The organism is Streptomyces sp. NPDC030995 (assembly GCF_055571215.1).
In genome coordinates, this window is sequence record NZ_JBVIFS010000018.1 from 45,959 (window position 1) to 69,743 (window position 23,785).

Here is a 23,785-nt window from a genome sequence, read left to right on the forward strand (position 1 = left end):
CGCGGGCCCGCGAAGATCGCCCGGACAGGGCCTAGTGTCCAGGCGGTTCCAGCCGGCCCGGGTACGTGATGTCGAACCACGTGAAGTGGGCTTGGCTGGTGGAGGGGCGGCCGTTGGAGGTGGCGTAGAGGCCCAGCTGGACACTGGTGAACAGCGGGGTGAGGAAGGTGGCTTCGATGGTGGCCAGATCCTCCCAGACACCGTTCGGAGCCGCGTGGGCGAAGGTGTGGCTGAAGCCGCGGATGCGGACCCCCAGACGAACGGGGCCCGGGGGGACGGGAACGCCGGCCAGGACCTCGGGCCCGTGGCGGAGGCTGAATCCCTCCGCGGTGCGAAGGAAGAGGAGATGGGCGTCGTCGTCGAGGACTACGGCGAGGCCTGCCTCCTCGTCCGGTGCGGCGGGGGCGAAGTGCAGTTCGGTGGAGACGTCGCAGTCGGGCTGTTCCTGTGGGCGGGCCAGAAGGGACGGGGTGGTGCGTTCGCCGAGGCGGTCGGGGCGGAGCTGGAGTCGGAGCCCGTCACCGGTGGCCCAGAACCGTGCGGGTGGGGTGCGCAGGGTGCTCCAGTCGGCGGAGAGGGTGGCGAAGCCGTCGTGGAGGGGGCGGCGAAGGTCGGTGTGGACGACGGGGGAGAAGCCCGGCCAGCCCTCTTCCCAGGTGATCCGGCTGAGGAAGGTCTCGCGGCCGAGGGCGGAGCCCGGGCGGACGCCCAGGAGGACGGCCCGCCAGTCGCCGTACGGGGTTTGCACGAGGTCGGCGTGCCCGGTGCAGGTGACCGGCCCCTCGGCGGGTGGGAGCACCGGGTTGCCGGGGGCGCCCTCGTAGGGGCCGGTCACGCGGTCGGCGCGGGCGGCCACCACGCTGTGGTCCACATCGGTGCCGCCCTCGGCGGTGAGGAGCAGATAGCTGCCGCCGGTCTTGTAGAGGTGCGGGGCTTCCGACCAGCGGGCGCCCGGGTGGCTTCCCGACCACAGGACGTGCTCGGGTCCCGTCAGCCGTCGTTCCTGGGGAAGGTATTCGCGCATCCAGATCTCGGTGTGGCCCGCGGCTTCGTCCACGACTCGTGCGGCGGTGAACCAGGCCCGGCCGTTGCCGTTGCCGTCGCCGTCCCCGTTGCCGTCCCCGTGCGCATCGCCGTCGTCCGGCCCGTCGTCGAAGAACAGCGACGGGTCGAAGCCCTCGCCGTCCAGCCAGTTCGGCTGCGACCACGGCCCCGCCGGGTCGGTCGCCGTGACGACGAAATGGCCGGGGCCGTCCATCAGCGTGCAGACGAGATGGAAGACCCCGTCATGGTGCCGGATCGTCGGTGCGAACAGCCCCCGTGAGGGCTCGCACCCGTCGAGATCGAGCTGAGAAGCCCGGTCGAGCGCGGAGCCGATGCGCCGCCAGTTCACGAGATCGCGGCTGTGGAACACGGGAAGGCCCGGGAACCATTCGAAGCTGGACGTCACCAGGTAGTAGTCCGCGCCCACTCGGCAGACGGACGGGTCGGGCCGGAACCCGGGCAGCACGGGATCACCGAAGACGGGATCATCGAACGACGTGGTCATGGAACCGGGACGATCTGGACCGGCACGGACAGCACCCGGTCGGCCGCCGGGTGGCGTACGGGGCCCTCCAGAGTGAAGGAGCCCTGGAGCGGAAGATCGCCGCTGGACCGTCCGACGGCCACGCCGATCTCCCCGGGCTCCACTCTTCTGCGCAGGTCGAGCCCGGTGAACGAGGTCCGGTCGGCGTGGACGGAGAAGGTGATCCGGGCGGCCGCGCCCGGCTGCAGCTCGACCCTGCCGAATCCCGCGAGCCACCGCTGCGGCCGGACGACGGACGCCACGGGGTCCGAGAGGTACAGCTGCACCACCTCCGTCCCCGCCACCTCGCCGACGTTGCGTACGGTGACCGAGACGGAGACGACCCCGTCCGTCGCGGCCACGGGATCCACCGACAGTTCCGAGCAGCCGAAGCTGGTCCAGCTCAGCCCGTGTCCGAAGGGGAACAGCGGGGTCGGGTCCACCGAGCTCCAGTCGGTGTGCCCGCCGAGCCTCGCGTGCAGGTAGGTGCCGGGCTGGCCGCCGACCTGGCGGGGGATGGAGACGGGCAGCCGCCCGGACGGTTCCGCGGCCCCGCTGATGATCCGGGCCAGCGCCGTCCCGCCCTCCTCGCCTGGGAAGAAGGCCTGCACCACGGCCGATGCGCGCTCGGCCAGCGTTCCGAGCGCGTAGGGCCGTCCGGAGACGAGGACCAGGACGGTCGGTACCCCGGAGTCCAGAACGGCGGAGGCGAGTGCGGCCTGGTCGCCGGGCAGGTCGAGGGTCTCGGCGTCGCAGCCTTCTCCGGAGGTGCCCCGGCCGAACATGCCGGCCCGGTCCCCGAGCACCGTGACGTTCACGTCCGGATCGTCCGCGGTGACCGTGAACCCGGCAGCGGTGAGCGCCTCGCCGAGCGTCGGGATGTGCAGTCCGAGGTCGCCGGGCAGCGCGACGTGGTTGGGGAAGGAGTAGCAGCCGAGGAAGGACTGGGGGTCGTCGGCGTACGGCCCGCTGATCGCCACGCGGCACGGCCGCAGCGGCAGGATGCCGTCGTTGGCGAGCAGCACGGTGGACCGTTCGGCAAGGAGCCCGGCCAGTGCCCGGTTCTCCAGCGGGTCGAGGTCGACCGGCTCGGCCTTGACGGGTTCCCAGTCGGGGTCGAGCAGGCCGAGTTCGGCTTTCTGCAGCAGGACCCGTTCCGCGGCCCGGTCGATGAGCTCCTCGGGCACTACTCCCGACCGGACGAGTTCGGTCAACGGCTCGCCGTAGCAGCGGGCCGTGGGCAGCTCGACGTCGATTCCGGCGGTCAGCGCCAGCGCGCCGGCCGCGCCCCGCGATCCGGTGACGCCGTGCCGGGTCTCCAGGAAGGAGACGGCGTAGTAGTCGGCGACGACCACACCGCTGAAGCCGAGTTCACCCCTGAGCAGCTCGGTCAGCACCCGTTCGTCGGCGGCCACCGGGACGCCGTCCACGTCGGTGTAGCTGTTCATCACCGACCGGGCCCCTCCCTCGCGCAGCGCCCGTACGAAGGGCTCGACCAGTACGTCGGCGAACTCGCGCGGCCCCGAGGAGACGGGGGCCATGTTCCGGCCACCGCGCGAGGCCGAGTACCCGGCGAAGTGCTTGAGCGTCGCCACGATCCCGGCGCCTTCCAAGCCCTGCACGTAGGCGGTGCCGATCGCTCCGACGAGATAGGGGTCCTCGCCGATGCACTCCTCGGTCCTGCCCCACCGGTAGTCGCGGACCACGTCGAGCACCGGAGCCAGCCCTTGGTGTACGCCGACCCGCCGCATCCCCGCGCCGATGGCGGCGGCCATCTGGCGCACGAGCCCGGGATCGAAGGACGCACCCCAGGCCAGCGGCCCGGGAAAGACCGTCGCCCCGAACGTCATGAACCCGGTCAGGCACTCCTCGTGAGCGATCGCCGGGATCCCGAACCGGCCGGATCCGGTCACCTGCCGCTGGAGCGAGGCGAGCCGCTCCATCCCGGCCTCCGCGGTGATCGGCGCGGTGCCGTACACCCGGGTGAGCTGGCCGAGCCCGTGGGCGACGATGTCGTCGAGGCCGGGCGCGGTCTCGCCGGAATCGTCCTCCATCGGCGCGACCGGTGTGCCCGGATCCGAGGGCAGCGCCCAGAAGCCGGTGAGCTGACCCGCCTTCTCTTCCAGCGTCATCCGTTTCAGCAGATCGGCGACTCGTACGGACGCGGGTATGAGGGGGTCACGCCAGGGCTCGGTCAAGGAGTTCTCCTAGAGACGGGGCGGGGCGGTGGAGAGCCGGACCTTGAGCTCGGTCGAGAGCTCCATCCGGGGGCTGACCAGGGGCTGTCCGTCCAGGAGCTGGAAAAGTGTGCGGGCGGCGAGCCGGCCCATCTCCTCCAGCGGCTGGCGCACCGTCGTCAGCGGCGGTGACAGCCACTCGCACATCGGCAGGTCGTCGAAGCCGACCACGCTGAGGTCTTGGGGGATGCTCAGCCCGCCCTGCCGGGCGGCTTCGTAGACGCCCATCGCCTGCTGGTCGCTACCGGCGAAGACGGCGGTCGGCGGCTCGGGGAGGGCGAGCAGTTCCCGGGCGCGCTGGAACCCGCCCTCGTGCTGGAAGTCGCCGAACCGGATCAGGTCGCGGTCGACCTCGATCCCGGCCCGCTCCAGCGCGGCGCGGTACCCGTCGATGCGGGCCTGACTGCAGAGCATCTCCTTGCGCCCGCCGATCGCGGCGATCCGGCGGTGCCCCAGCTCCAGCAGGTGCTCCGTGGCGGCGAGGCCGCCCGCCCAGTTGGTCGCGCCGATGCTCGGCACACCGTTGCCCGGCAGGTCGATCGGGTCGATGACCACCAGCGCCACCCCGGCCTGTTCGACCTGGGCACGCTGGGCTTGGGTGACCGAGGCGGTGACGAGGATGACGCCGTCGCTGTGGTGCAGGACCGGCAGCGCGGCCCAGCTCGACGGCGTGGCCTCGCCCGGCGGGACGAGCGACACGACGGTGCCGACGCTCCGCTGAGCGCACTCGGCCTCGACGCCGCGCAGTATCTCCACCGCCCACGCGCTGTCCAGACCGCCGATGATCAGGTCGACCAGGCCTGACCTGCGGGCCCTGGCCTGCCCACCGGGGTGGAGGTAGTTGTGGGAGCGCAGCAGGCCCTCGATCCGTTCGCGTGTCGAGGGTGCTACATCGGAGCGGCCGTTGACCACTTTCGACACGGTGGCCTGGGAGACCCCTGCCTCCGCGGCGATGAGGGCCAGGGTCGGACGCTGCTCGCTCAACTTCTCTCCTCTGCGCGAACGTCTTGGGCTGACGACAGGTATCGCAAACTTTCGAAGAGTTTCCGGTCGGCGCGACCAGGTTGTCAAGCTCCAAGTGCGATGAGGCATAGGGGAATTCAGTAAGAAGGCTTGACCGGGGGGCCGCGCGTTCCTAGTTTGTGGCAGCACCGAATCGAGGATGTTGCGAAACAGTTTCGAAATCGAACCGCATTCCCCACCCCGGAGGTCCCATGGCCAGTACACCCCCGAGCCGACGAAGCTTTCTCGCGCTCTCGGGCCTGACCGCTCTGTCCGTCTCGCTGACCGCGGCCTGTGGCGGCGGGGACTCCGGCTCGAGGCCGACGGCCGGCGGCAAGGTGACCTTCGCGTGGTGGAACATCGCCACGACGGAACCGGGAAAGTCCCTCTTCCCGCAGATCTCCTCGGCGTTCACGGCCGCCCACCCCAACATCACGATCAACACGACCTCGTTGGAGAACGAGGCGTTCAAGTCCAAGCTGACCGCCACCACCTCTTCGGGCAAGCTCCCCGACGTCTTCCAGACCTGGGGCGGCGGCGTGCTGCAGCAGCAGGTCGACGCGGGGCTGGTCGAGGACCTCACCGACGTGCTCGGCTGGTCTTCCGAGCTCACGCCCGTCTCGCTGCGGGCCTATCAGTTCGAGGGCCGGACCTACGGGGTGCCCTACGACGTCGGCATGGTCGGCTTCTGGTACAACAAGAAGCTCTTCGCCCATGCCGGGATCACCGCTCCGCCGGCCACCTGGGCCGAGCTCCTGGAAGACGTCAAGAAGCTCAAGGCGGCGGGCGTCACTCCGATCGCCCTCGCGGGCAAGGAGAAATGGCCCGGCCACTACTACTGGGCCTACCTCGCGATGCGCGTCGCAGGCCTCCCCGCGCTGGAGCGGGCCGCGACCACCAAGGACTTCACCGGCGCGGGCTTCGTCCAGGCAGGCACCCACCTCAAGGAGCTGGTCGACCTCCAGCCGTTCCAGACGGCCTTCCTCGGCGCCGGCTACGCCACACCCGGAGGCCAGGCCGCGACCATGGGCAACGGCAAGGCCGCCATGGAGCTGATGGGGCAGTGGGGGCCATCGGTGCAGAAGGACGCGGGCGCCGATCTCGGAGCGGACCTGGGCTTCTTCCCCTTCCCGACGGTCGACGGCGGGGTCGGTCAAGCCACCGACGTGTTCGGCGGTGGCGGTGGCTTCGCGCTGCGCAAGGGCGCGCCGAAGGAGGCGCTGGACTTCCTGAAGTTCTTCGTTCTGGAGAACGAGTCCAAGCTACTGGCCTCCAACGGCTACCTGCCGGTGGTCAAGGGCGCGGAGAGCCGGCTCACCGACCCCAACAGGAAGGTGGTGGCCGACAGCCTGGTCAAGGCGACGGGCTTCCAGCTCTTCCTCGACCAGGCCTACCCGCCGGCGGTCGGCCAGGAGGTCAACGACAGCGTCGCCGACCTCATCGCGGGCAAGAAGACGCCCGAGCAGGTCACCAAGTCGATAACCGAGGCTGCGAAGGGTGTCTAGCTCCGTGTCCACCCTGACCAAGGAGCGGACGCATGGCGCCGGTCCGGTGGGCCCGCCCGCCCCGGCACGGTCGCTCCTGCGCGGTTTGGCAGGCTGGGCGTCGGTCGCCTGGTTCCTCGTCCCGGCTCTGGTCCTCTTCCTCGTCTTCGTCCTCGCCCCCATTGCGGTCGCCGTCTACACCGGCTTCTTCAAGTGGGGCGGGGTCGGCCCCCTGGAGGACTTCGTCGGCTTCGGGAACTACGCCAACCTCTTCCGGGACCAGGTCTTCCTCGGCGATCTGGAGCGCGGGCTGTACCTGATCGCGCTGTCGGTCACGGTCCAGTTGCCGTTCGCGCTGTTCACCGCTGTCCTGCTCAACCAGAGGCTGCGCGGCCGGGCCGTCTACCGGATGCTGTTCTTCGCGCCGTACATCCTGTCCGAAGTGGTCACGGCGGTCCTCTTCACGATGATCTTCCTTCCCGGTGGCGGCATGGCCGACCATCTCACGGGCGCCCTCGGCCTGGAGGGGCTGCAGGGCAAATGGCTCGCGGACCCCTCGACGGTCATGCCGACCCTGTTCGTGGTCATGACCTGGAAGTACTTCGGGTTCCACATGATGCTCTTCCTCGCCGGGCTGCAAAGCATCCCGGGCGAGATCCTCGAGGCCGCCTCCATCGACGGCGCCGGCGCCTGGCAGCGCTTCCGGCACGTGACGCTGCCGTTGCTCGGCCCGACGATCCGGATCAGCGTCTTCCTTTCGGTCATCGGTGCCATCCAGCTCTTCGACCTCGTCTGGGTCATGACCGCGGGCGGGCCCAACCACTCCTCCGAGACGATGGCGATCTCGATGTTCCAGTTCGGGTTCAAGCGCTACCAGGTCGGCTACGCCAGTGCGATCAGCGTGGTGCTGTTCATGATCAGTCTGGTCTTCTCCCTCTTCTACCAGCGCTACGTACTGCGCCGTGACCTGAGCGGGGCCGTCACCTCGGGAGGTGGCCGATGAACGCACGCAGAACGGCACGCGGCCTGTCGCTGCACGCCGTGGTCTGGCTGATCGGCGCGTTCGTCGTCGTGCCGCTGGTCTACGCGGTGATCTCCGGGTTCAAGAGCACCGGCGAGCTGACGACCAACCCGTTCGGGCTGCCGGAGCACTGGAAGACCGGCAACTACGCCGGCATTCTCGGCGACGGTATGTTCTGGCGGCAGATCGCCAACAGCGCGGGCATCGCGATCGGCACGACGTGCTGCACGGTGGCGGCGTCCGCGATGGCGGCGTTCGTACTGGCCCGCTACGCCTTCCGGGGCAGGGAGCTGTTCTACACGCTGTTCACGATCGGGCTGATGTTCCCGTTCGCGGTGGCCGTCCTGCCGCTGTTCCTGCTGCTGCGCAACTTCGACCTGCTCGACAACCCGCTCGGAGTGATCCTCCCGCAGGCGGCCTTCGGGCTCCCCATGACGATCATCATTCTGCGCGGGTTCTTCCGGACCATCCCGGCAGAGGTCGAGGAGGCGGCCGTCATGGACGGCTGCGGCAAGTTCCGTTTCTTCTGGAAGATCCTGCTGCCGATGGCACGTCCGGCGCTCGGCACGGTCTCGGTGCTCGCGATCGTCGCGAGCTGGAACAACTTCTTCCTGCCGCTGCTGGTGTTCAACGACCCTCGATGGCAGACGATCCCGGTCGGCGTCCAGCAGTTCCAGGGTCAGTACTCGACCGACTATGCGCTCGTCCTCGCCTACATCGTGCTCGCGATGGTCCCCGCCCTCGCCTTCTACGCCGTCGCCGAACGGCAGTTGATCGGCGGACTCACAGCGGGCGCCACCAAGGGCTGAGCCGTCCCGCATGACCTCCACCCCCGAGGAGACGTCGTGAAACGCCTGAACGCATTGACAGCAATATTGTTAGCGCTAACAACACAGGCCGTGGCCGCCCCCGCGCGCACCGGCATCGACTTCCGCGCCGAGCTCCAGCCCATAGACGGATTCGGCTTCTCGATGGCCTTCCAGCGGGCCGACCTGCTCCACGGCGCACGCGGCCTCAGCCCGGCCAAGCAGCGCGAGGTGCTCGACCTGCTGCTCAGCAGGGACAAGGGCGCGGGCCTTTCGATCCTGCGCCTGGGCATCGGGTCGTCGACCGACAGGGTCTACGACCACATGCCCACGATCCTGCCGGCCGATCCCGGCGGGCCTGAGGCCACGCCGAAGTACGCATGGGACGGCTGGGACGGCGGCCAGGTCTGGCTCGCCAAGGAGGCCAAGCACTACGGCGTCACGCGGTTCTTCGCCGACGCCTGGAGTGCCCCGGCCTTCATGAAGACCAACGGAAGCGAGAACGACGGCGGCGAGCTGCGGCTCGAATGGCGTCAGGCCTACGCGAACTACCTCGTCCAGTACGCGAAGTTCTACCGGCAGGAAGGCATCGGGATCACCGACTTGGGGTTCACCAACGAACCCGACTGGACGGCGACCTACGCCTCGATGCGGTTCACCCCGCAGCAGGCCGTCGACTTCCTCAAGGTGCTCGGGCCGACCGTCCGCGCCTCCGGACTGAAGACCGGGGTGGTCTGCTGCGACGCCGCGGGCTGGGACCGACAGGTCGCCTACACCGAAGCCATCGAGGCGGACCCCGCGGCCGGCAAGGCCGTGCGGACCATCACCGGCCACCGCTACAGCGGTCGGACCGAGGTGGCACAGCCGACCGACAAGCGCGTGTGGATGTCGGAATGGTCGCCGGACGGCGCCACCTGGAACGAGAACTGGGACGACGGCAGCGGCTACGACGGTCTCACCGTCGCGGCCGACATCCAGAACACCCTGACCGTCGGCAACGCCAATGCCTACGTCTACTGGACCGGCGCGTCCCTCGGCGCGACCCGAGGGCTCATCCAGCTCGCCAACCCCGGTGACGACTACCGGGTGTCCAAGCGGTACTGGGCGCTGGCCGCCTTCAGCCGGTTCATCCGCCCCGGCGCCGTCCGCGTGCCGGTCACGAACGCCGGCCCGGCACTGCAGATCACGGCCTTCCGCAACACCGACGGCAGCCGCGTGATCGAGATCCTCAACACCGCGACCACCGAAAGCTCCGCCGAGTTCTCCCTCCGCGGCGGGCACGACCGCCGCCCCGACGGCTACGTCACCGACGAGACCCGCTCGATTACCCCGGCCGACATCGTCTCCACGCACGGCACGACCCTCAAGGCGACGCTCGCCCCACGCGCGCTGACCACGATCGTCCTCGACTGAACCGCTCGTAGCCGGAGGAGTAGTCCGTCATGCCCATTCCCAGGTCCACGTCCCGGATTCTCACCGCTCTGTCCGCCGCCGTCTGCCTGGCGGCCGGTCTCGCCGCCGCGCCCGCAGCCGCCGAGCCCCGTCCCAGGACGCTCGGCGAACTGGCCAAGAAGCACCACAAGTACTTCGGCTCCGCCACCGACAACCCCGAGTTCACCGACACCGCCTATCTGAAGCTCCTCGGCAGCGAATTCGGGCAGACCACCCCCGGCAACGCCATGAAGTGGTACGCCACCGAGCCCGAGCGCGGCGTCTTCGACTTCACCGACGCCGACGAGGTCGTCGCGTTCGCCAAGGCCCACCGCCAGAAGGTCCGCGGGCACACCCTCATCTGGCACAACCAGCTCCCCGCCTGGCTCACCGATCGCACCTGGGCCGCCGACGAACTGCGCGCCGTCCTCAAGAACCACATCCAGACGGAAGTCCGGCACTTCAAGGGCCAGGTGATCCACTGGGACGTCGTCAACGAGGCCTTCAACGAGGACGGCACCTACCGCGAATCGCTCTTCTACAAGACGCTCGGCCCCGGCTACATCGCCGACGCCCTGCGCTGGGCCCACGAGGCCGACCGGCACGCCAAGCTGTACCTCAACGACTACAACGTCGATGGGATCGGCCCCAAGAGCGATGCCTACTACACCCTGATCAAGCAGTTGAAGGCCGACGGCGTCCCGGTGGAGGGCTTCGGCATCCAGGGCCATCTGGCGCTCCAGTACGGCTTCCCCGCCGACGTCCGGCAGAACATGCAGCGCTTCGCCGACCTCGGGGTCGAGGTGGCGATCACCGAGCTCGACATCCGGATGGCCCTCCCCGCGACCCCTTCGATGCTCGCCACCCAGGCCACCTGGTACGCCGACTACGTCAAGGCCTGCCTGGCGGTCAGGAAATGCGTCGGCATCACCATCTGGGACTACACGGACAAGTACTCGTGGATCCCCTCCGTCTTCCCCGGCGAGGGCGCGGCGCTGCCCTACGACGAGAACCTGCTGCCCAAGCCCGCCTATCACTCGATCAGGAAGGTGCTGGGCGGATGATCAGAACGGCGATCGTCGGAACGGGCGGGATCGCGGGCATCTGCCACGTTCCCGCCCTGCGGGCACAGGAGCACCGGGCCGTGATCGTGGCCGCCGTCGACGTGGACGCCGCGCGCGCCGAGGCCTTCGCGGCCGAACACGGCATCCCCGCGGTCTACACCGATCTCCACACGATGCTCCGGGAGCAGAAGCCGGACCTCGTGGCCCTGTGCACGCCTCCGTTCCTGCACGCCGACCAGGCCGTGGCCTGCCTGGAGTCGGGCGCGTGGGTCTGGTGCGAGAAGCCGGTGGCCCTGTCGCTGGCCGAGCTCGACCGGATCCGCGGCGCCGAGGGGCCCGCCGTCGCGGGCGCGGTGTTCCAGCACAGGTACGGCTCGGGGGCCCGGTACCTGCGCGACCGGATCGCGGCCGGGGCGCTGGGCCGTCCGCTCGTCGCGCAGTGCGTCACGGCGTGGTACCGCGACGACGCCTACTACGACGTGCCCTGGCGCGGCACCTGGGAGGGCGAGGGCGGTGGTCCGACCCTGGGCCACGGCATCCACCAGATGGACCTGATGCTCGCGGTGCTCGGCGAATGGGCCGAGGTACGCGCGATGGCCGGCCGCCTCGAGCGCGACGTCCAGACCGAGGACGTGTCCGCGGCCCTGGTCCGGTTCGACAACGGAGCCATCGCGACGGTCGTCAACAGCGTCCTTTCCCCGCGCGAGGAGAGCTACCTGCGGTTCGATCTCACCGACACCACGGTCGAGCTGCGGCATCTCTACGGCTACTCCAACGCGGACTGGACGTTCACCACCAGGTCGTCCGGCGCGAAGTGGGAGCCGCCGGACGACCTGCCCAGCTCGCACACCGCCCAGCTCGCGGCCTTCCTCGACGGCTACGAGGCGGGTATCCGGCCCGACCTCGGCAGGCCCACCATCGAGCTGGTCACCGCCTTGTACAAGGCCGCGATCACCGGCCTGCCGGTCCGGCGCGGAGAGATCGACGCGGCCGACCCGTTCTACGGCTCGCTCAACGGAGGGCGCCCGGGGGTGTTCCGATGACGTTCGAACTCCTCGAGAACGAGGACTCGCTGACCGTCCGGGCTCGCGACGTCGACCTCTTCCGGTACGTGCACCGGCCGGTCATGGACCCCTTCGAGGCGCCGAAGCCCTACCTGCATCCCGTACGCACGCTCGCGGGCGACGTGGTCACCGGGTACCGGCCGCACGACCACCGCTGGCACAAGGGCATCCAGATCACGGCGTCGTGGGTGTCGGGGCAGAACTTCTGGGGCGGCGGCACCTACCTGCGCGGCAAGGGCTACGTGGACCTGCCGAACATCGGCACGATGCGCAGCCTCACCGTGTCCGCCGAAACGGGTCAAGGTCGCGCCGTGATCACCGAAGCCCTGGCCTGGCAGACGATGGCGGGGGAGCACTGGATCGACGAGCGCCGCACGCTGACCGCACACGACGTCGGGGCCGATTCCTGGACCCTGGACGTCACCACCTCGCTGACCAACGTCCGCGACGCCGAGCTGATGTTCGGCAGCCCCGGCACGCAGGGCAGAAAGCTCGCCGGATACTCCGGCCTGTTCTGGCGCGGCCCGCGCGACTTCACCGGCGGCGAAGTGATCGGTCCCGCGATGGGCGAGCAGGGCGACTGGCTGGCCTTCACCGGGACGCACGACGAGGTCGACCGCTCCTCCACGCTCCTGTTCCTGGACGATCCCGACGCCCCCTGCCGCTGGTTCGTCCGCAGTGAGCCCATCCCCGCCGTCAACCCGTCCCTGGCGTTCGGCAAAGAACTGCCGCTGGCCCCGGGTGACACCCTGGCGCGGCGCTACCGGATCGTCGTGGCCGACGGAGCATGGACCCCCGGGCGACTGTCCCGCCACATCGCGGAACACCCGTGGTGACCCTGCTCCCCGGCGGCGTGGGGATCTCCGGGTTGACCGTGTACGACTGGGAGGCGGCCGACGGGCTGTGCGGCGGCACGCCCCACATGCACTTCGTCTGCTCCGAGGCCTATGTCGTCACCGGCGGCGCGGGCAGTGTCCAGACCCTCACCACCTCCGGCTTCGCCGACACCCCGCTGCTCCCCGGCGACGTCGTCTGGTTCACCCCCGGCACGATCCACCGCCTCGTCAACGACGGCGGCCTGCGCCTCGTGGTGCTCATGCAGAACAGCGGACTCCCCGAGGCGGGCGACGCCGTCTTCACCTTCCCTGCTCGGGTGCTGGCCGATCCCCACGCCTACCGGAAGGCGGCCGCCCTGACCGGCGACCATTCCGCGGCAGCGCGCCGCCGCCGTGACCTGGCACTCGAGGGTTTCCTGGCCTTGCGCGAAGGCGGGCTGCAGGAGTTCCACATCGCGGCCCACCGCCTGAAGAGCGCGCTCCTGGACGCCTGGTGGATCCGCTGGCGGGACGGCCCCCTGGCCGCAGCCGTCACGACAGGCCGTCAGCTGGAACGGCTGAAAGCCGGAGACCTCTCTCATCTGGACCACGGCGAAGTGTCACGCCTGGAGTGCCCGGAGCACCAACGCTTCGGCATGTGCGGCCGCCTTCACACCTATCCCGTCCCAGACCCCCTGACGCGGCCGCTCGGCGGTTCGTCGGGGTCACCTCACCCCCGCCCCCCAAAGGAGCTCTTCTGATGTGGTTTCGCCATCCGCCACGGGTCCTGAGACTCGTACTCGCGGTCCTTTCGTCCTTGCTGCTCGGGGCTGCTCTCCTCGGTACCCAGCCCGCCGTCGCCGCCGCCGCGGCGACCGTCGACCCCAACGCCTCGTACGCGCTGGTCAACCGCAGCAGCGGTAAGGCCCTGGACGTCTACAACCTGGCGACCAACGACGGCGCGCGCATCACCCAGTGGACCAGGAACGACCAGAACCAGCAGCTGTGGCAGTTCGTCGACTCCGGAGACGGTTACTACCGCATCACGTCCCGCCACTCCGGCAAGGTGCTGGACGTCTCCGGCCGGTCCACCGCCAACGGCGCCTCGATCGTCCAGTGGAGCGACGTGAACGGTACCAACCAGCAGTGGCGGCTGGCCGACAGCTCGGACGGCTACGTGAGGTTCATCGCGCGCCACAGCAACAAGGCCCTCGAAGTCCAGGGCGCCTCCACCGCCGACAACGCGAACATCGTCCAGTACGACGACTGGGGCGGCACCAACCAGCAGTGGCAGCTCGTCAAGGTCGGTGCCGGCAACCCCGGCCCGTGCGGTCTTCCGTCGACATACCGCTGGACCTCGACGGGCGCGCTGGCGCAGCCCAAGGCCGGGTGGGCCTCACTCAAGGACTTCACCGTCGCCCCCTACAACGGCAAGCAGCTCGTGTATGCGACGACGCACGGCGCGGGACCGGGAACGGGCTGGGGTTCGATGAACTTCGGCCTGTTCACCAACTGGCCGGAGATGGCCTCGGCCAGCCAGAACACGATGTCGAACTCCGTTGTCGCGCCCACGCTCTTCTACTTCGCGCCGAAGAACATCTGGGTGCTCGCCTACCAGTGGGGAGGTGGGAGCGCCTTCTCCTACCGGACGTCCAGCGACCCCTCCAACCCCAACGGCTGGTCGTCACAGCAGGTGCTCTTCTCCGGAAGCATCACCGGCTCCGGAACAGGACCCATCGACCAGACGCTCATCGGTGACGGCACGAACATGTACCTGTTCTTCGCCGGTGACAACGGCAAGATCTACCGTGCCAGCATGCCGATCGGGAACTTCCCGGGCAGTTTCGGATCGGCGTACACGACGGTCATGAGCGATACGACGAACAACCTGTTCGAAGCCCCGCAGGTCTACAAGCTTCAGGGCCAGGACCGCTACCTCATGATCGTCGAGGCGATCGGCTCGCAGGGGCGCTACTTCCGCTCGTTCACGGCCACCAGCCTGGACGGCTCATGGACACCCCAGGCCGCGACCGAGAGCAACCCCTTCGCCGGCAAGGCCAACAGTGGCGCCACCTGGACCAACGACATCAGCCATGGCGAACTGATCCGCACCAGCGCCGATCAGACCTTCACCGTCGATCCCTGCAACCTGCAGTTCCTCTACCAGGGACGCGACCCCAACTCCGGTGGTGACTACGGCCAATGGCCCTACCGGCCGGCTCTACTGACACGGCAGCGCTGACAACGTGACACCGCTCCGGCTCCGATGAGGAGCCGGCCCTGAGCACCGGGTTCACGGGGTGGCCGGCCCACCCCGTGAACCCGTTCTTCGATTCACCAAGGAGCGATCTTCATGCGCAGGAAACGCAACTGCACGCTGCTGACCATGGCGGCCCTGGCCCTGGCCGTGGCCTCCACGCTCACCTCCGCCCCCCAGGCTCAAGCGCTCGACAACGGCGTGGGCCGCACCCCGCCGATGGGGTGGAACACCTGGAACACCTTCGGCTGCAACATCAACGAGACGCTCATCCGCCAGACTGCCGACTCGATGGTCAGCTCAGGCATGCGTGACCTCGGATATCAGTACGTCGTCGTCGACGACTGCTGGTTCGACCCCACTCGCGACTCCGCCGGCAACTTGCAGGCCAATCCGTCGAGATTCCCCAGCGGCATGAAGGCGCTCGGCGACTACCTGCACACCCGGGGCCTGAAGTTCGGCCTCTACCAAGCACCCCTGGACCGGACCTGCGCCCAGTACTTCGGGTCCTATCCGGGCGCCACCGGCAGTCTCAACCACGAGGTCCAGGACGCCCGGCAGTTCGCCGCCTGGGGCGTCGACTATCTCAAGTACGACTGGTGTTCCCCCACCGGCACCATCGACGACCAGGTCCGCACCTTCGCGAAGATGCGCGACGCCCTGGCGGCCACCGGCCGGCCGATCCTCTACAGCATCAACTCCAACAGCATCCACGAGAAGACCGGCCCGCAGCGCAACTGGGGCGACGTCGCCAACATCTGGCGCACGACCGAGGACATCACCAACGTCTGGAACTCAGGTCAGGCCAACGGCTATCCGATGGGCGTCCAGAACATCGTCAACGTCAACGCGCCGCTGTCGGGCTACGCCAAGCCGGGGCAGTTCAACGACCCCGACATGATGGTGGTCGGCCGGGGCGGCATGACCGACACCGAGATGCGCAGCCACTTCGCCCTCTGGGCGATGATGGCCGCTCCACTGATCGCGGGCAACGACATGCGGAACATGGACGCCGCGACCGCCACGATCATGAAGAACCAGAACCTGATCGCCCTCAACCAGGACCCGCTCGGCCTCCAGGCCACCCAGGTCAGCAACGACGGCACCCGCCGCATCCTGGCCAAACGGCTGAGCAACGGCGACGTCGCGGTCGCGCTGTTCAACCAGGGCGGCAGCGCGACGACGATCAGCACCACCGCCTCGGCGATCGGCATGTCCGGAGACTCCTTCAGCCTGCGGGAGAGCTGGACGAACGCCGTCACCTCGACCACCGGAGCCATCTCGGCGAGCGTGCCGGCCCACGGCACCGTGGTGTTCCGGGTCAGTGGCGGAACGCCCAACCCCGTGTCCACGATCCAGGGCGTGGGGTCGGGAAGATGCCTCGATGTCGCCGGAGCCTCCCCAACGAACGGAACCCGGGTGGACATCTGGGACTGCCACGGTCAGAGCAACCAGCAGTGGACCTCCACGGCAGCCGGTGAACTGCGGGTCTACGGAAACAAATGCCTCGACGTGAACAACAACGGCACCGCCGACGGCACCAGCGTGCTCATTTGGGACTGCAACGGCCAGACCAATCAGAAGTGGCGTTTCAACACCGACGGAAGCATCACAGCCCTCGGCGCGAACAAGTGCCTGGACGTACCCAGCAACTCCACGGCAAACGGCGTCTACATCCAGATCTGGACGTGCAACACGGCCGCCAACCAACGGTGGAGCCGAGTCTGACCGTGGCGCTCCCCTCATGACACCCGAGCGGCTTGGTTTCGAGTAGGAACGCTGGACGAACTCGGGGCCCGGGGCGAGGTGGACTGGACCTCGGAGCAGCAGGCTCCGGGAGGCCTTGGAGGACATCACCACTCCACCGTCGGCCAAGGTCCTGACCAACTGGGGAAGGTGATCCGGTTCTGTGTCTTTGAGGAGGAAACCTGCCGCGCCCGAGTGGAGGGCGGTGAGGACGTACTCGTCGGCGTCGAAGGTGGTGAGCATCGCCACAACAGGGGGAGCGGGCAAGGCGCGCAGCTGAGCCAGAACCGTGAGGCCGTCCACGTCCGGCATCCGGATATCGAGGAGGACGACATCCGGACCGTGTTCCCGCACCGCGGCGAGGGCCTCCCCGCCCGACGCCGTGGCGACGACCTCGATGTCCTCTGCCGCGCCCAGGATGAGGCCGAAACCGGATCGGACCAGCGCCTCGTCATCCACCACCACTACCCGAATCACGTGCGTCGCACCCCGTCGTCAATCGATCCCCGTCGCACCCGACCCTAGGCTCCCTCGGCATCCCCGGCGACGTCGCGAGCCCGGTTCCAGCCGGTCGGGGGGTCCGTTCCCGCCAGTCGGCGGAGGCGGCGGTACGTCTCCGGTAGCGCGCCGACCGGCAGGGCATCCGGGAGCGGCCGGACCTGGAATGAGGGGCGGCCGTACTCCTGCGCTCGATCATCTGAATGCGCTTGACGTGGCCTTCTACGGCGCCGGAGCTGTACTGCAGGATCAGGCCGGCGGTCACGGCGTCCAGGTCGCACTTCATGAACCGGGCGAACCCCGCGGATCGGTTGCGGTGCGGCACTGTGCCCATCGCTGATCCAGTCGGGCAGCAGATGACCGGTGCGGTCGCGGACCAGGGCGGTGAACCGCTGTGCGATCTCGCGGGCACGAGCGATGTCCGGGCAGGCCCCGCAGACCTCGTCGAGCTGGGCCGCATCGTCTCCAACCAAGACTCACTGCGACGCATGGTCCGGGCGGGATCTCGCGCGGGCTCAGAACCGGTGGTGAGGGCTCTGATGCTGACTCTTGCTGACTTCCAGGGGTTCGTGGCGCTCTGACCTGCAGAAACGCCGAACGATCCAATGGTTCTGGAACTGGATCGGACGGTCCCAGGAGGATATCGCACAGGCCCGCGAGGAGTGGATGAACGGGACGAGATTCGGCGAGGTGAAGGGCTACGACGGCGCTCCGATTCCGGCTCCGGAACTCCCCCCAACTCGCCTTAAGCCTAGGGGAAGAGCACGCTGAACTGCGCGTATCTCCTGAAGGTGGGCCCGGTGTAGTGGCCGCGCCGCCGCTCCGCTTCCGGAGGTCCGTCGGGCGTCGACGAAGCCTCTGGAAGCACTTCCCGATCTTGAGGTCGAGTCTCATGTGAAGCAGGCTGTGGTCAGGTCTAGTCGGACGAATGCTGACCCTTTGCAGACTCTATTGACGAGTAGTTAGATTCCTGAAGAGGAAGCATGGGCGCGCCTCTCGGTAGAGGAACCTCATGCCGAGAGGTCTGGTCCCGGGACTCTTCGGCTGCCGCGGGCAGCTCTGGGTGGGCTCTCCTTCGAGGCCGCAGCCCGCTGTCGGTCTGTCGTGGAAGCTGGTGTGCGGTGTTGTGGACAGTCAACAAAGTGCGGTGTTGAGGCAGCCGCCATCCGGCAGGCATGCCAGATCCGCGAGCAGACGCGGCACGGGGACGGCGCCGTCCCACCGGCTCCTCGGGAGCGGCCTGTGGGGAGGAAAACCCGCCCGAGACCGCTGACCGGGCGGCCGGCGGCGCGGCCGCGGTGGCCGTTGACGCACCTGCGCGGGCCGGACTCTGCGCTCGCGCGAGGATGTGAGGTGTGGGGGACCTACGAGGCGCAGGCCTGGCACGCCTCGGCCAGAGTCCAGACCTGTCCCATGGCCGGGTCGTGTACGAGGAGCGCGGGTCCGCCGCACTGAGCTGCTGATATGGCCTGCGAGCCTGATCCGCGCCGATTACGGTGGAGGAAGGGGTCAACCGTCTCGACTTTCATTCCAAGTGCCCCGAAACGCCGTCCGAAACGACATCCGAGCGAAGCCTCACGAGGGAGGCACAGCGCATGGCCCACGAGCAGATCCCCGGTATTGATCCCAATGCGCGGCCTAGTGGGGACGGGTGTGTGGAGTGCCTTGCAGGCGATGGACCGGGGTGGTGGTTCCACCTGCGGCGCTGCGCGGGGTGCGGGCACATCGGGTGCTGTGATTCCTCGCCTTCGCAGCACGCCTCGAAGCATGCCCAGGCGGCCGGGCACCCCTTCCTGACGAGCTTCGAGCCCGGCGAGTCCTGGTTCTGGAGCATCGAGACCGAGCAGTACTACGAGGGTCCGCCACTGGCGCCGCCGACCTCACACCCGACCTCGCAGCCGACCCCGGGGCCGCGGGGCAAAGTCCCGGCGGACTGGGAGCTTCACCTGCACTGACCTGGTCCGGGGCTCGGGGCCAGCGAGTGGGGGAGAATCGGCCCCCGTTTGACATGCCTGGAACGGATGGCAGGGTGGTATCTGGGGCCAATGTTGGGAGGCTCGGCATGGCATCCGGTTGGGCACGATGTTCCGCAGTACGGCAACTTCCGCTCAGGCTCACGGTCGGCGCGTTCTTCCTGAACTCCGGGCTCTCGAAACTCGGTGCGGACGAGGCCACCGCCGAGGGGATGCAGCAGTTCGCCGCCACGACCTACCCGTTCCTGGGCAAGCTCGACGCCCAGAAGTTCGTACGGCTGCTCTCCGCCGGGGAGCTCGCCATTGCCACGACACTGCTCCTGCCGGTCGTCCCTGCCGCTGTCGCCGGGGCTGCGCTCACCGCATTCTCCGTCGGCACCCTCGGGCTCTACCTGCGTACACCGGGGATGCGGCAGGAAGGCAGCCTGCGCCCGACCGAGCAGGGAACCGTGCTGGCCAAGGACGTATGGCTGCTGGGTATCGGCGTCTCCCTCATCGCCGAGGGCGTGAACGAACACCGGTGACGCACCACGAGCACGTCGGTCCCCACGGCTGCCGTACGCGCTCCGTGACCGCCATTGGATCCGTCCTGGTTGGAGGGGTAAGTCAGGGGCGCACATGGCCATGACCAAATGGTTCTTCGAGCCCGGTCATACCGCGGCGGAGTTCCGCGCCAGGCACATGATGGTCACTTACGTGCGGGGGCAGCTCAAGAACGTGCACGGCTTGCTGGAAGTCGATCCCGACGAGCCGGAGAAAGCGCGCGTCGAGGCGACGGTCGACGCGACCCAGGTGTACACCGGTCAGCCCCAGCGCGACGCCCACCTCCGCAGTGCCGATTTCTTCGACGTCGCACACCACCCGACCTGGACGTTCGTCGGGTCGGCTATTCATCAGGTGAGCGGAACCGAGTTCGAGGTCACCGGAGATCTCACGGTACGCGGTGTGACGCGCCCCGTAACCTTCGACGTCACTTACCTGGGACAGTGGGATACCCCTTGGTGGGAGGAGGGGCGGAACCTCGGGCCCAGGCGCCGCGCTGGATTCACCACCACGACACGTATCAATCGACATGATTTCAAGGTGAGTTGGAACGACGTGGTCGACCGCGGCGGAGTGGTCGTCAGCTCCATGGTCGATGCCATGGTCGACGTCGAGGCCGTCCTCGAGCCCATCGAAACGGCCGCCTGAGCACGACCACTCGGGCTGCGAGCCGAACACAGCTTGATAGCGGGCGGCTATCGCTGAAGCCGGTAGCAGGTCTTGGACGACGGCGCGTGAAGAGGCTTGGCTTGTTGTGCAAGCGGACGAACTCTCTTTGGCGGGCTGCTTGCCGAGGTGGGCAGCCCGGGTGCCGAGGAGTTCGGCAGTGAGAGGAGCGCTGAGCAGTGTCTACTTACGTGGAAGGTCTTGGGGCCTGGGTATCGGCGCTGGTCTCGTTGTGCGTGGCCAGCAGCCATCCGTGCTCCTCGGCGCATCGCCTGGGGCTCCCCACGAGACGTGCGACGGCGGCGGACTGGGTGCGCGCGGACCACAGGATCGACCGCTCCACGCGGATCTCCGGCTGGACGATTCGGCGCGCGGCGTAGCCGCGGTCGGCCGCGGCGGTGGGGTAGGCGAATGAGGCGGGCGGCAGGCCGACCTCCCGGTTCGCCCGCCGTCGGGCGACCATGGCCTGGGGAGGCGGGTCGGTGAAGGCCTGGGGTCGGTGTCGGCGAGGCGGTGGCGCAACGCGCGGACGAGCTGGTGCGGGAGCTGTTCCACGCGGTCAACGCCGACGACCCCGGCCGCATGGACACGGTTCTGGCGTGCTCGGTGCTGCCCTACGACGTGCACGGCACCCGCAGCCAAACCGGCGTCAAGAACTACTACGCGGGCCTTCGCCGCTCAATTGTGCCGGTCCACCCGCAGACCGGGATGGCATGGACCCGGCGGCTCCGGCGTACTCGGTCCCGTTGCCGTTCGGGGTGTGGCTCCGGCTGGTCTTCCCCGAACCGCAGCTACCCGTCCCCGCATCGGGTCCGATACCCGACGGCGCCGTTCGCGACGACCGCCCGCGCCGAGTGTCCATGACGTGTTCCGGATCGACCGGGAAGTCTTCCGGCGACCCCTGGGCGCCTCGGAGCCGGCTCTCGGCCACCTTGGTGATCCACCGCACACCGCCCCGCCTGGACTCATGTCGGCGGTCCCGCGTAAACATGGATCATGCTCGAAGAGTCTCCCGCCCCTGAATCCCCGCTGGTACAGAGCCTGCGCACAGCCGTGGCCGCTGCCCCCGAGGACGTCCCGCTACGGCTGCACCTCGCGGAGTTGCTGCTGTCTGCAGGTCTGCACGACGCTGCAGTGACGGAGGCCGCGGCGGCCTTGCAGCATGCTCCGGGGGACGGAGCGGCGCGGGAGTTGATGGTACGGGCGATGGGCCTGCCGGCCTCCCCCGCGCCCGCGGCCCGGAACACGTCGACGGTCGCTGATCCTGCGTCGTCGTCCGTCGAGTCGGCAGCATCCCTCGGTCCGGCCGCGGCCGCCGAACCGGCGACGTCCGCCGAACCGGCGACGTCCGCCGAACCGGCGACGTCCGCCGAACCGGCCGATACGTCGGAGCCGGCGGCCGCCGCCCCCGAAGAGTCGTCCCGTCGCTCCGGATTCGACTGGCGGGCGGCCGAGCAGGAGGTCGACGGCATCGTCGAGCCCCGCTTCGTCGAGCCCCCGCTCAGCGCCGACGGCAGCGGCGACCCCGGAAACGCCGACGCCTGGGAGGTGTCCGCTCCCGGCGTCGTACGGCTCGCGGACGTCGGCGGCATGCAGGAGGTCAAGGACCGGCTCGAAGCCGCGTTCCTCGCGCCGATGCGCAACCCCGAACTGCGCAGGCTGTACGGCAAGAGCCTGCGCGGCGGGCTCCTCCTCTACGGGCCGCCCGGCTGCGGCAAGACCTTCATCGCCCGTGCCGTCGCCGGCGAACTCGGCGCGAACTTCCTGTCCGTGTCCGTCAGCGATGTCCTCGACATGTGGATGGGCAACTCCGAACGCAACATGCACGAGGTCTTCGAGACCGCCCGCCGTCAGGCGCCCTGTGTCGTCTTCCTCGACGAACTGGACGCGCTCGGCGCCAAGCGCAGCCGTACGCAGCACAGCGGCATGCGCAACACCGTCAACCAGCTCCTCACCGAGCTCGACGGCATCCACTCCGCCGCCAATGAAGGCGTGTTCGTCCTCGCCGCCACCAATGTCCCCTGGGACGTGGACATCGCGCTACGGCGTCCGGGACGACTCGACCGCACGCTGCTCGTCCTGCCGCCCGACGCCACCGCCCGCGAGGCGATCCTCCGCTACCACCTGCGCGAACGTCCCATCGAGGCAGTCGACCTGGGACGTCTCGTCAAGGCGACGGACGGCCTCTCGGGCGCGGACCTGGCCCATGTGTGCGAGTCGGCGGCCGAGAGCGCGCTGCTCGACTCGGTACGCACCGGCCAGATCCGCATGATCGGAACGAAGGACCTGCTCGGCGCTGCGAAGTCGGTGGTCCCGTCGGCCGAACCGTGGTTCGCGGCGGCGCGGAACGTGGCGATGTTCGCCAACGAGGGCGGCATGTACGACGACCTGGTGACGTACCTGAAGAAGAGGCGGAAGCTGTGAGTGTGGATCCGGTGGTGGCGCGCGCCGGCGCGCTGCAGGCGGCGGAGCGGTACGAGGAGTCCAAGGCCGTGCTGGCCCCCCACCTCGCCGAGGAGCCGGACGACGAATGGGCCTGGCAGCTGGTCGCCGTCGCCCACGAGAAACTCGGCGAGTACGAGCTCGCGGAGCGGGCAGCCACCGAGATGCTCCGGATCACGCCCGGGCACGTCGGCGCACTCATCCTGCTGTCCCGGGTGCTGCTCCGCCTGGGCAGGCAGTCCGAGGCCCGGGAGGCGGCAGAGGAGGCCGTCCGCAGGGCGCCCGACAAGTGGCCCGCGCATTTCGCGCTGTCCGAGGTGCTCGTCGCCCATGCGACGGCCCCGCCCGCCGACCACGAACGGGCGTATGAGGCGGCCCACGAGGCCGTGCGCCTCGCCCCGCACGAACCCGACGCCCACCAGGCCCTGTGCTTCACGGCCGTACGCACGCAGCGCCAGGACGTCGCGAAGCAGGCCCTGGTCGAATGGCTGCGCCTCGACCCGTCCAACAAGACGGCCCAGGCCATGTACACCGACGCGATGGCCAGCGGCCCGGACGTTCCGGCCGCCCGGGCCGCGGACATGTACTCCGCGGGCCTGGCGGGCGCACCGCAGTCCCCGATGCTGCACAGCGGCCTCGACCATGCCACGTACCGCCTGCTGCGGGGTACACGCTGGCTCGCGCTGGTCTGCCTGGCAGCTGCGGGAACGATGATCGACCTCTTCGCCACGTCCAAGGACCCGGTCCTGCGGGAGCTGCCCGTCCCGCTGGGCAACCGGATCTGGGTGCTGATGATCATGGCCGCGATCTGGGGCTTCGGCGCGCTGCTGCGCTACCGCCGGCTGCGTACCGGAGTGCAGCTCAACATCCGCTCCCTCGTACGCCGTGGCCGCTGGGCCCGGATCGTCCTGGCACAGGCCGTGTGCACCATGCTCTGCGCACTGGTGATATCCCAGATCCCGTGGACCGATCGGAGTGTGCCCCAGGTCCTCTTCTGGGTCGGCTTGGCAGTGCCGTTCTCGACGATGGTGTACGACCGGAGGAAGACGGGGTGACCGGGTGACCGGGTGATCCGGAGGTGGGTGACCGGGCGATCCGCAGCAGTCGTCGGCCCTCGTCGTCGAGGTCTCGTGGCAACTGGCCCCCGCGTCGGCGGGGGGAGGTCGGTG

The 23,785-nt window shown here is 69.0% G+C and carries 19 protein-coding genes and 2 pseudogenes; 16 read left to right on the plus strand and 5 right to left on the minus strand.

The annotated features are described in order from the left end of the window. Window positions 1–31 precede the first annotated feature (31 nt). Genes ACZ45T_RS24940 through ACZ45T_RS24950 form a run of 3 tightly spaced genes read right to left on the minus strand, consistent with a single transcriptional unit; the run spans window position 32 to window position 4,788 of the window. Window positions 32–1,549, minus strand: coding sequence for a glycoside hydrolase family 43 protein (locus tag ACZ45T_RS24940; protein ID WP_468444853.1), 1,518 nt, complete (start codon window positions 1,547–1,549; stop codon window positions 32–34). Beyond that, window positions 1,546–3,765 carry a glycoside hydrolase family 3 N-terminal domain-containing protein gene (locus ACZ45T_RS24945; protein WP_468444855.1) on the minus strand — a complete coding sequence of 740 codons (2,220 nt, stop codon included), beginning with the start codon at window positions 3,763–3,765 and terminating at the stop codon, window positions 1,546–1,548. Before ACZ45T_RS24945 ends, ACZ45T_RS24940 begins: the two co-directional genes overlap by 4 nt. Window positions 3,766–3,774: 9 nt before the next feature. Further along, entirely contained in the window at window positions 3,775–4,788 is a 1,014-nt protein-coding gene (locus ACZ45T_RS24950; protein ID WP_215150146.1) for a LacI family DNA-binding transcriptional regulator, read from the minus strand. Window positions 4,789–5,018: 230 nt separating this feature from the next. Here ACZ45T_RS24950 and ACZ45T_RS24955 point away from each other — a divergent pair, with 230 nt between their 5' ends. The 10 genes from ACZ45T_RS24955 to ACZ45T_RS25000 all read left to right on the plus strand — a co-directional run bounded on the left by ACZ45T_RS24955 (window position 5,019) and on the right by ACZ45T_RS25000 (window position 16,476). After that, complete coding sequence (locus ACZ45T_RS24955; protein ID WP_468444858.1) at window positions 5,019–6,311, plus strand: extracellular solute-binding protein; 1,293 nt, start codon at window positions 5,019–5,021, stop codon at window positions 6,309–6,311. Further along, entirely contained in the window at window positions 6,304–7,293 is a 990-nt protein-coding gene (locus ACZ45T_RS24960; protein ID WP_468444860.1) for a carbohydrate ABC transporter permease, read from the plus strand. The genes ACZ45T_RS24955 and ACZ45T_RS24960 overlap by 8 nt, the downstream gene beginning before the upstream one ends. Further along, the gene (locus ACZ45T_RS24965; RefSeq protein WP_468444862.1) at window positions 7,290–8,120 is read left to right on the plus strand and encodes a carbohydrate ABC transporter permease; all 831 of its coding nucleotides are present in this window, start codon (window positions 7,290–7,292) and stop codon (window positions 8,118–8,120) included. Before ACZ45T_RS24960 ends, ACZ45T_RS24965 begins: the two co-directional genes overlap by 4 nt. A gap of 90 nt (window positions 8,121–8,210) precedes the next feature. Further along, window positions 8,211–9,530 (plus strand): glycoside hydrolase family 30 protein, encoded by a 1,320-nt coding sequence (locus tag ACZ45T_RS24970; protein WP_468444864.1) that lies wholly within the window; start codon window positions 8,211–8,213, stop codon window positions 9,528–9,530. A gap of 29 nt (window positions 9,531–9,559) precedes the next feature. Next, complete coding sequence (locus ACZ45T_RS24975) at window positions 9,560–10,612, plus strand: glycoside hydrolase family 10 protein (RefSeq protein ID WP_468444866.1); 1,053 nt, start codon at window positions 9,560–9,562, stop codon at window positions 10,610–10,612. Continuing rightward, the gene (locus ACZ45T_RS24980) at window positions 10,609–11,655 is read left to right on the plus strand and encodes a Gfo/Idh/MocA family protein (RefSeq protein ID WP_468444868.1); all 1,047 of its coding nucleotides are present in this window, start codon (window positions 10,609–10,611) and stop codon (window positions 11,653–11,655) included. The genes ACZ45T_RS24975 and ACZ45T_RS24980 overlap by 4 nt, the downstream gene beginning before the upstream one ends. Beyond that, window positions 11,652–12,512: a DUF6807 domain-containing protein gene (locus tag ACZ45T_RS24985; RefSeq protein ID WP_468444870.1), complete on the plus strand. Its 861-nt coding sequence runs from the start codon at window positions 11,652–11,654 to the stop codon at window positions 12,510–12,512. The genes ACZ45T_RS24980 and ACZ45T_RS24985 overlap by 4 nt, the downstream gene beginning before the upstream one ends. Then, on the plus strand, window positions 12,464–13,252 hold the full coding sequence (locus ACZ45T_RS24990) for a cupin domain-containing protein (RefSeq protein ID WP_468444872.1): 789 nt from the start codon (window positions 12,464–12,466) through the stop codon (window positions 13,250–13,252). The genes ACZ45T_RS24985 and ACZ45T_RS24990 overlap by 49 nt, the downstream gene beginning before the upstream one ends. Beyond that, window positions 13,252–14,733 (plus strand): non-reducing end alpha-L-arabinofuranosidase family hydrolase, encoded by a 1,482-nt coding sequence (locus ACZ45T_RS24995; protein WP_468444874.1) that lies wholly within the window; start codon window positions 13,252–13,254, stop codon window positions 14,731–14,733. Before ACZ45T_RS24990 ends, ACZ45T_RS24995 begins: the two co-directional genes overlap by 1 nt. A 111-nt stretch (window positions 14,734–14,844) precedes the next feature. Further along, window positions 14,845–16,476, plus strand: coding sequence for a glycoside hydrolase family 27 protein (locus ACZ45T_RS25000; RefSeq protein WP_468444876.1), 1,632 nt, complete (start codon window positions 14,845–14,847; stop codon window positions 16,474–16,476). Between the two features lie 60 nt (window positions 16,477–16,536). Here the strand turns inward: ACZ45T_RS25000 and ACZ45T_RS25005 are convergent. Further along, a pseudogene (locus ACZ45T_RS25005) lies at window positions 16,537–16,959 on the minus strand (response regulator); the annotation flags it as partial. A 642-nt stretch (window positions 16,960–17,601) separates the two neighbouring features. On the opposite strand from ACZ45T_RS25005, the pseudogene ACZ45T_RS25010 reads away from it, so the two are divergent. From ACZ45T_RS25010 to ACZ45T_RS25025, 4 genes and pseudogenes are all read left to right on the plus strand, one after another. Continuing rightward, window positions 17,602–17,763: pseudogene (locus tag ACZ45T_RS25010) on the plus strand (pirin family protein); the annotation flags it as partial. An 824-nt stretch (window positions 17,764–18,587) separates the two neighbouring features. Beyond that, on the plus strand, window positions 18,588–18,947 hold the full coding sequence (locus tag ACZ45T_RS25015; protein WP_468444878.1) for a UBP-type zinc finger domain-containing protein: 360 nt from the start codon (window positions 18,588–18,590) through the stop codon (window positions 18,945–18,947). Window positions 18,948–19,054: 107 nt separating this feature from the next. Further along, the gene (locus ACZ45T_RS25020; RefSeq protein ID WP_468444880.1) at window positions 19,055–19,489 is read left to right on the plus strand and encodes a hypothetical protein; all 435 of its coding nucleotides are present in this window, start codon (window positions 19,055–19,057) and stop codon (window positions 19,487–19,489) included. A gap of 94 nt (window positions 19,490–19,583) precedes the next feature. After that, complete coding sequence (locus ACZ45T_RS25025) at window positions 19,584–20,156, plus strand: YceI family protein (RefSeq protein WP_468444882.1); 573 nt, start codon at window positions 19,584–19,586, stop codon at window positions 20,154–20,156. Window positions 20,157–20,361: 205 nt separating this feature from the next. Here ACZ45T_RS25025 and ACZ45T_RS25030 read toward each other — a convergent pair whose 3' ends face one another. Continuing rightward, entirely contained in the window at window positions 20,362–20,637 is a 276-nt protein-coding gene (locus ACZ45T_RS25030) for a hypothetical protein (protein WP_468444884.1), read from the minus strand. A gap of 533 nt (window positions 20,638–21,170) precedes the next feature. Here ACZ45T_RS25030 and ACZ45T_RS25035 point away from each other — a divergent pair. Continuing rightward, window positions 21,171–22,598, plus strand: a complete 1,428-nt coding sequence (locus ACZ45T_RS25035) for an ATP-binding protein (RefSeq protein WP_468444886.1) — start codon at window positions 21,171–21,173, stop codon at window positions 22,596–22,598. Beyond that, a complete protein-coding gene (locus tag ACZ45T_RS25040; RefSeq protein ID WP_468444888.1) occupies window positions 22,595–23,671 on the plus strand; it encodes a tetratricopeptide repeat protein in 1,077 nt (358 codons plus the stop codon). The genes ACZ45T_RS25035 and ACZ45T_RS25040 overlap by 4 nt, the downstream gene beginning before the upstream one ends. The last annotated feature ends 114 nt before the right edge of the window (window positions 23,672–23,785 follow it).

Bases quoted from the DNA above. Each gene is read 5' to 3' on its own strand.
- ACZ45T_RS24940 (WP_468444853.1), bottom strand. From the start codon at position 1,549: ATGACCACGTCGTTCGATGATCCCGTCTTCGGTGATCCCGTGCTGCCC.
- ACZ45T_RS24955 (WP_468444858.1), top strand. From the start codon at position 5,019: ATGGCCAGTACACCCCCGAGCCGACGAAGCTTTCTCGCGCTCTCGGGC.
- ACZ45T_RS24965 (WP_468444862.1), top strand. From the start codon at position 7,290: ATGAACGCACGCAGAACGGCACGCGGCCTGTCGCTGCACGCCGTGGTC.
- ACZ45T_RS24975 (WP_468444866.1), top strand. From the start codon at position 9,560: ATGCCCATTCCCAGGTCCACGTCCCGGATTCTCACCGCTCTGTCCGCC.
- ACZ45T_RS24980 (WP_468444868.1), top strand. From the start codon at position 10,609: ATGATCAGAACGGCGATCGTCGGAACGGGCGGGATCGCGGGCATCTGC.
- ACZ45T_RS24985 (WP_468444870.1), top strand. From the start codon at position 11,652: ATGACGTTCGAACTCCTCGAGAACGAGGACTCGCTGACCGTCCGGGCT.
- ACZ45T_RS24990 (WP_468444872.1), top strand. From the start codon at position 12,464: ATGGACCCCCGGGCGACTGTCCCGCCACATCGCGGAACACCCGTGGTG.
- ACZ45T_RS24995 (WP_468444874.1), top strand. From the start codon at position 13,252: ATGTGGTTTCGCCATCCGCCACGGGTCCTGAGACTCGTACTCGCGGTC.
- ACZ45T_RS25000 (WP_468444876.1), top strand. From the start codon at position 14,845: ATGCGCAGGAAACGCAACTGCACGCTGCTGACCATGGCGGCCCTGGCC.
- ACZ45T_RS25015 (WP_468444878.1), top strand. From the start codon at position 18,588: ATGGCCCACGAGCAGATCCCCGGTATTGATCCCAATGCGCGGCCTAGT.
- ACZ45T_RS25020 (WP_468444880.1), top strand. From the start codon at position 19,055: ATGGCATCCGGTTGGGCACGATGTTCCGCAGTACGGCAACTTCCGCTC.
- ACZ45T_RS25025 (WP_468444882.1), top strand. From the start codon at position 19,584: ATGGCCATGACCAAATGGTTCTTCGAGCCCGGTCATACCGCGGCGGAG.
- ACZ45T_RS25030 (WP_468444884.1), bottom strand. From the start codon at position 20,637: ATGGTCGCCCGACGGCGGGCGAACCGGGAGGTCGGCCTGCCGCCCGCC.
- ACZ45T_RS25035 (WP_468444886.1), top strand. From the start codon at position 21,171: ATGCTCGAAGAGTCTCCCGCCCCTGAATCCCCGCTGGTACAGAGCCTG.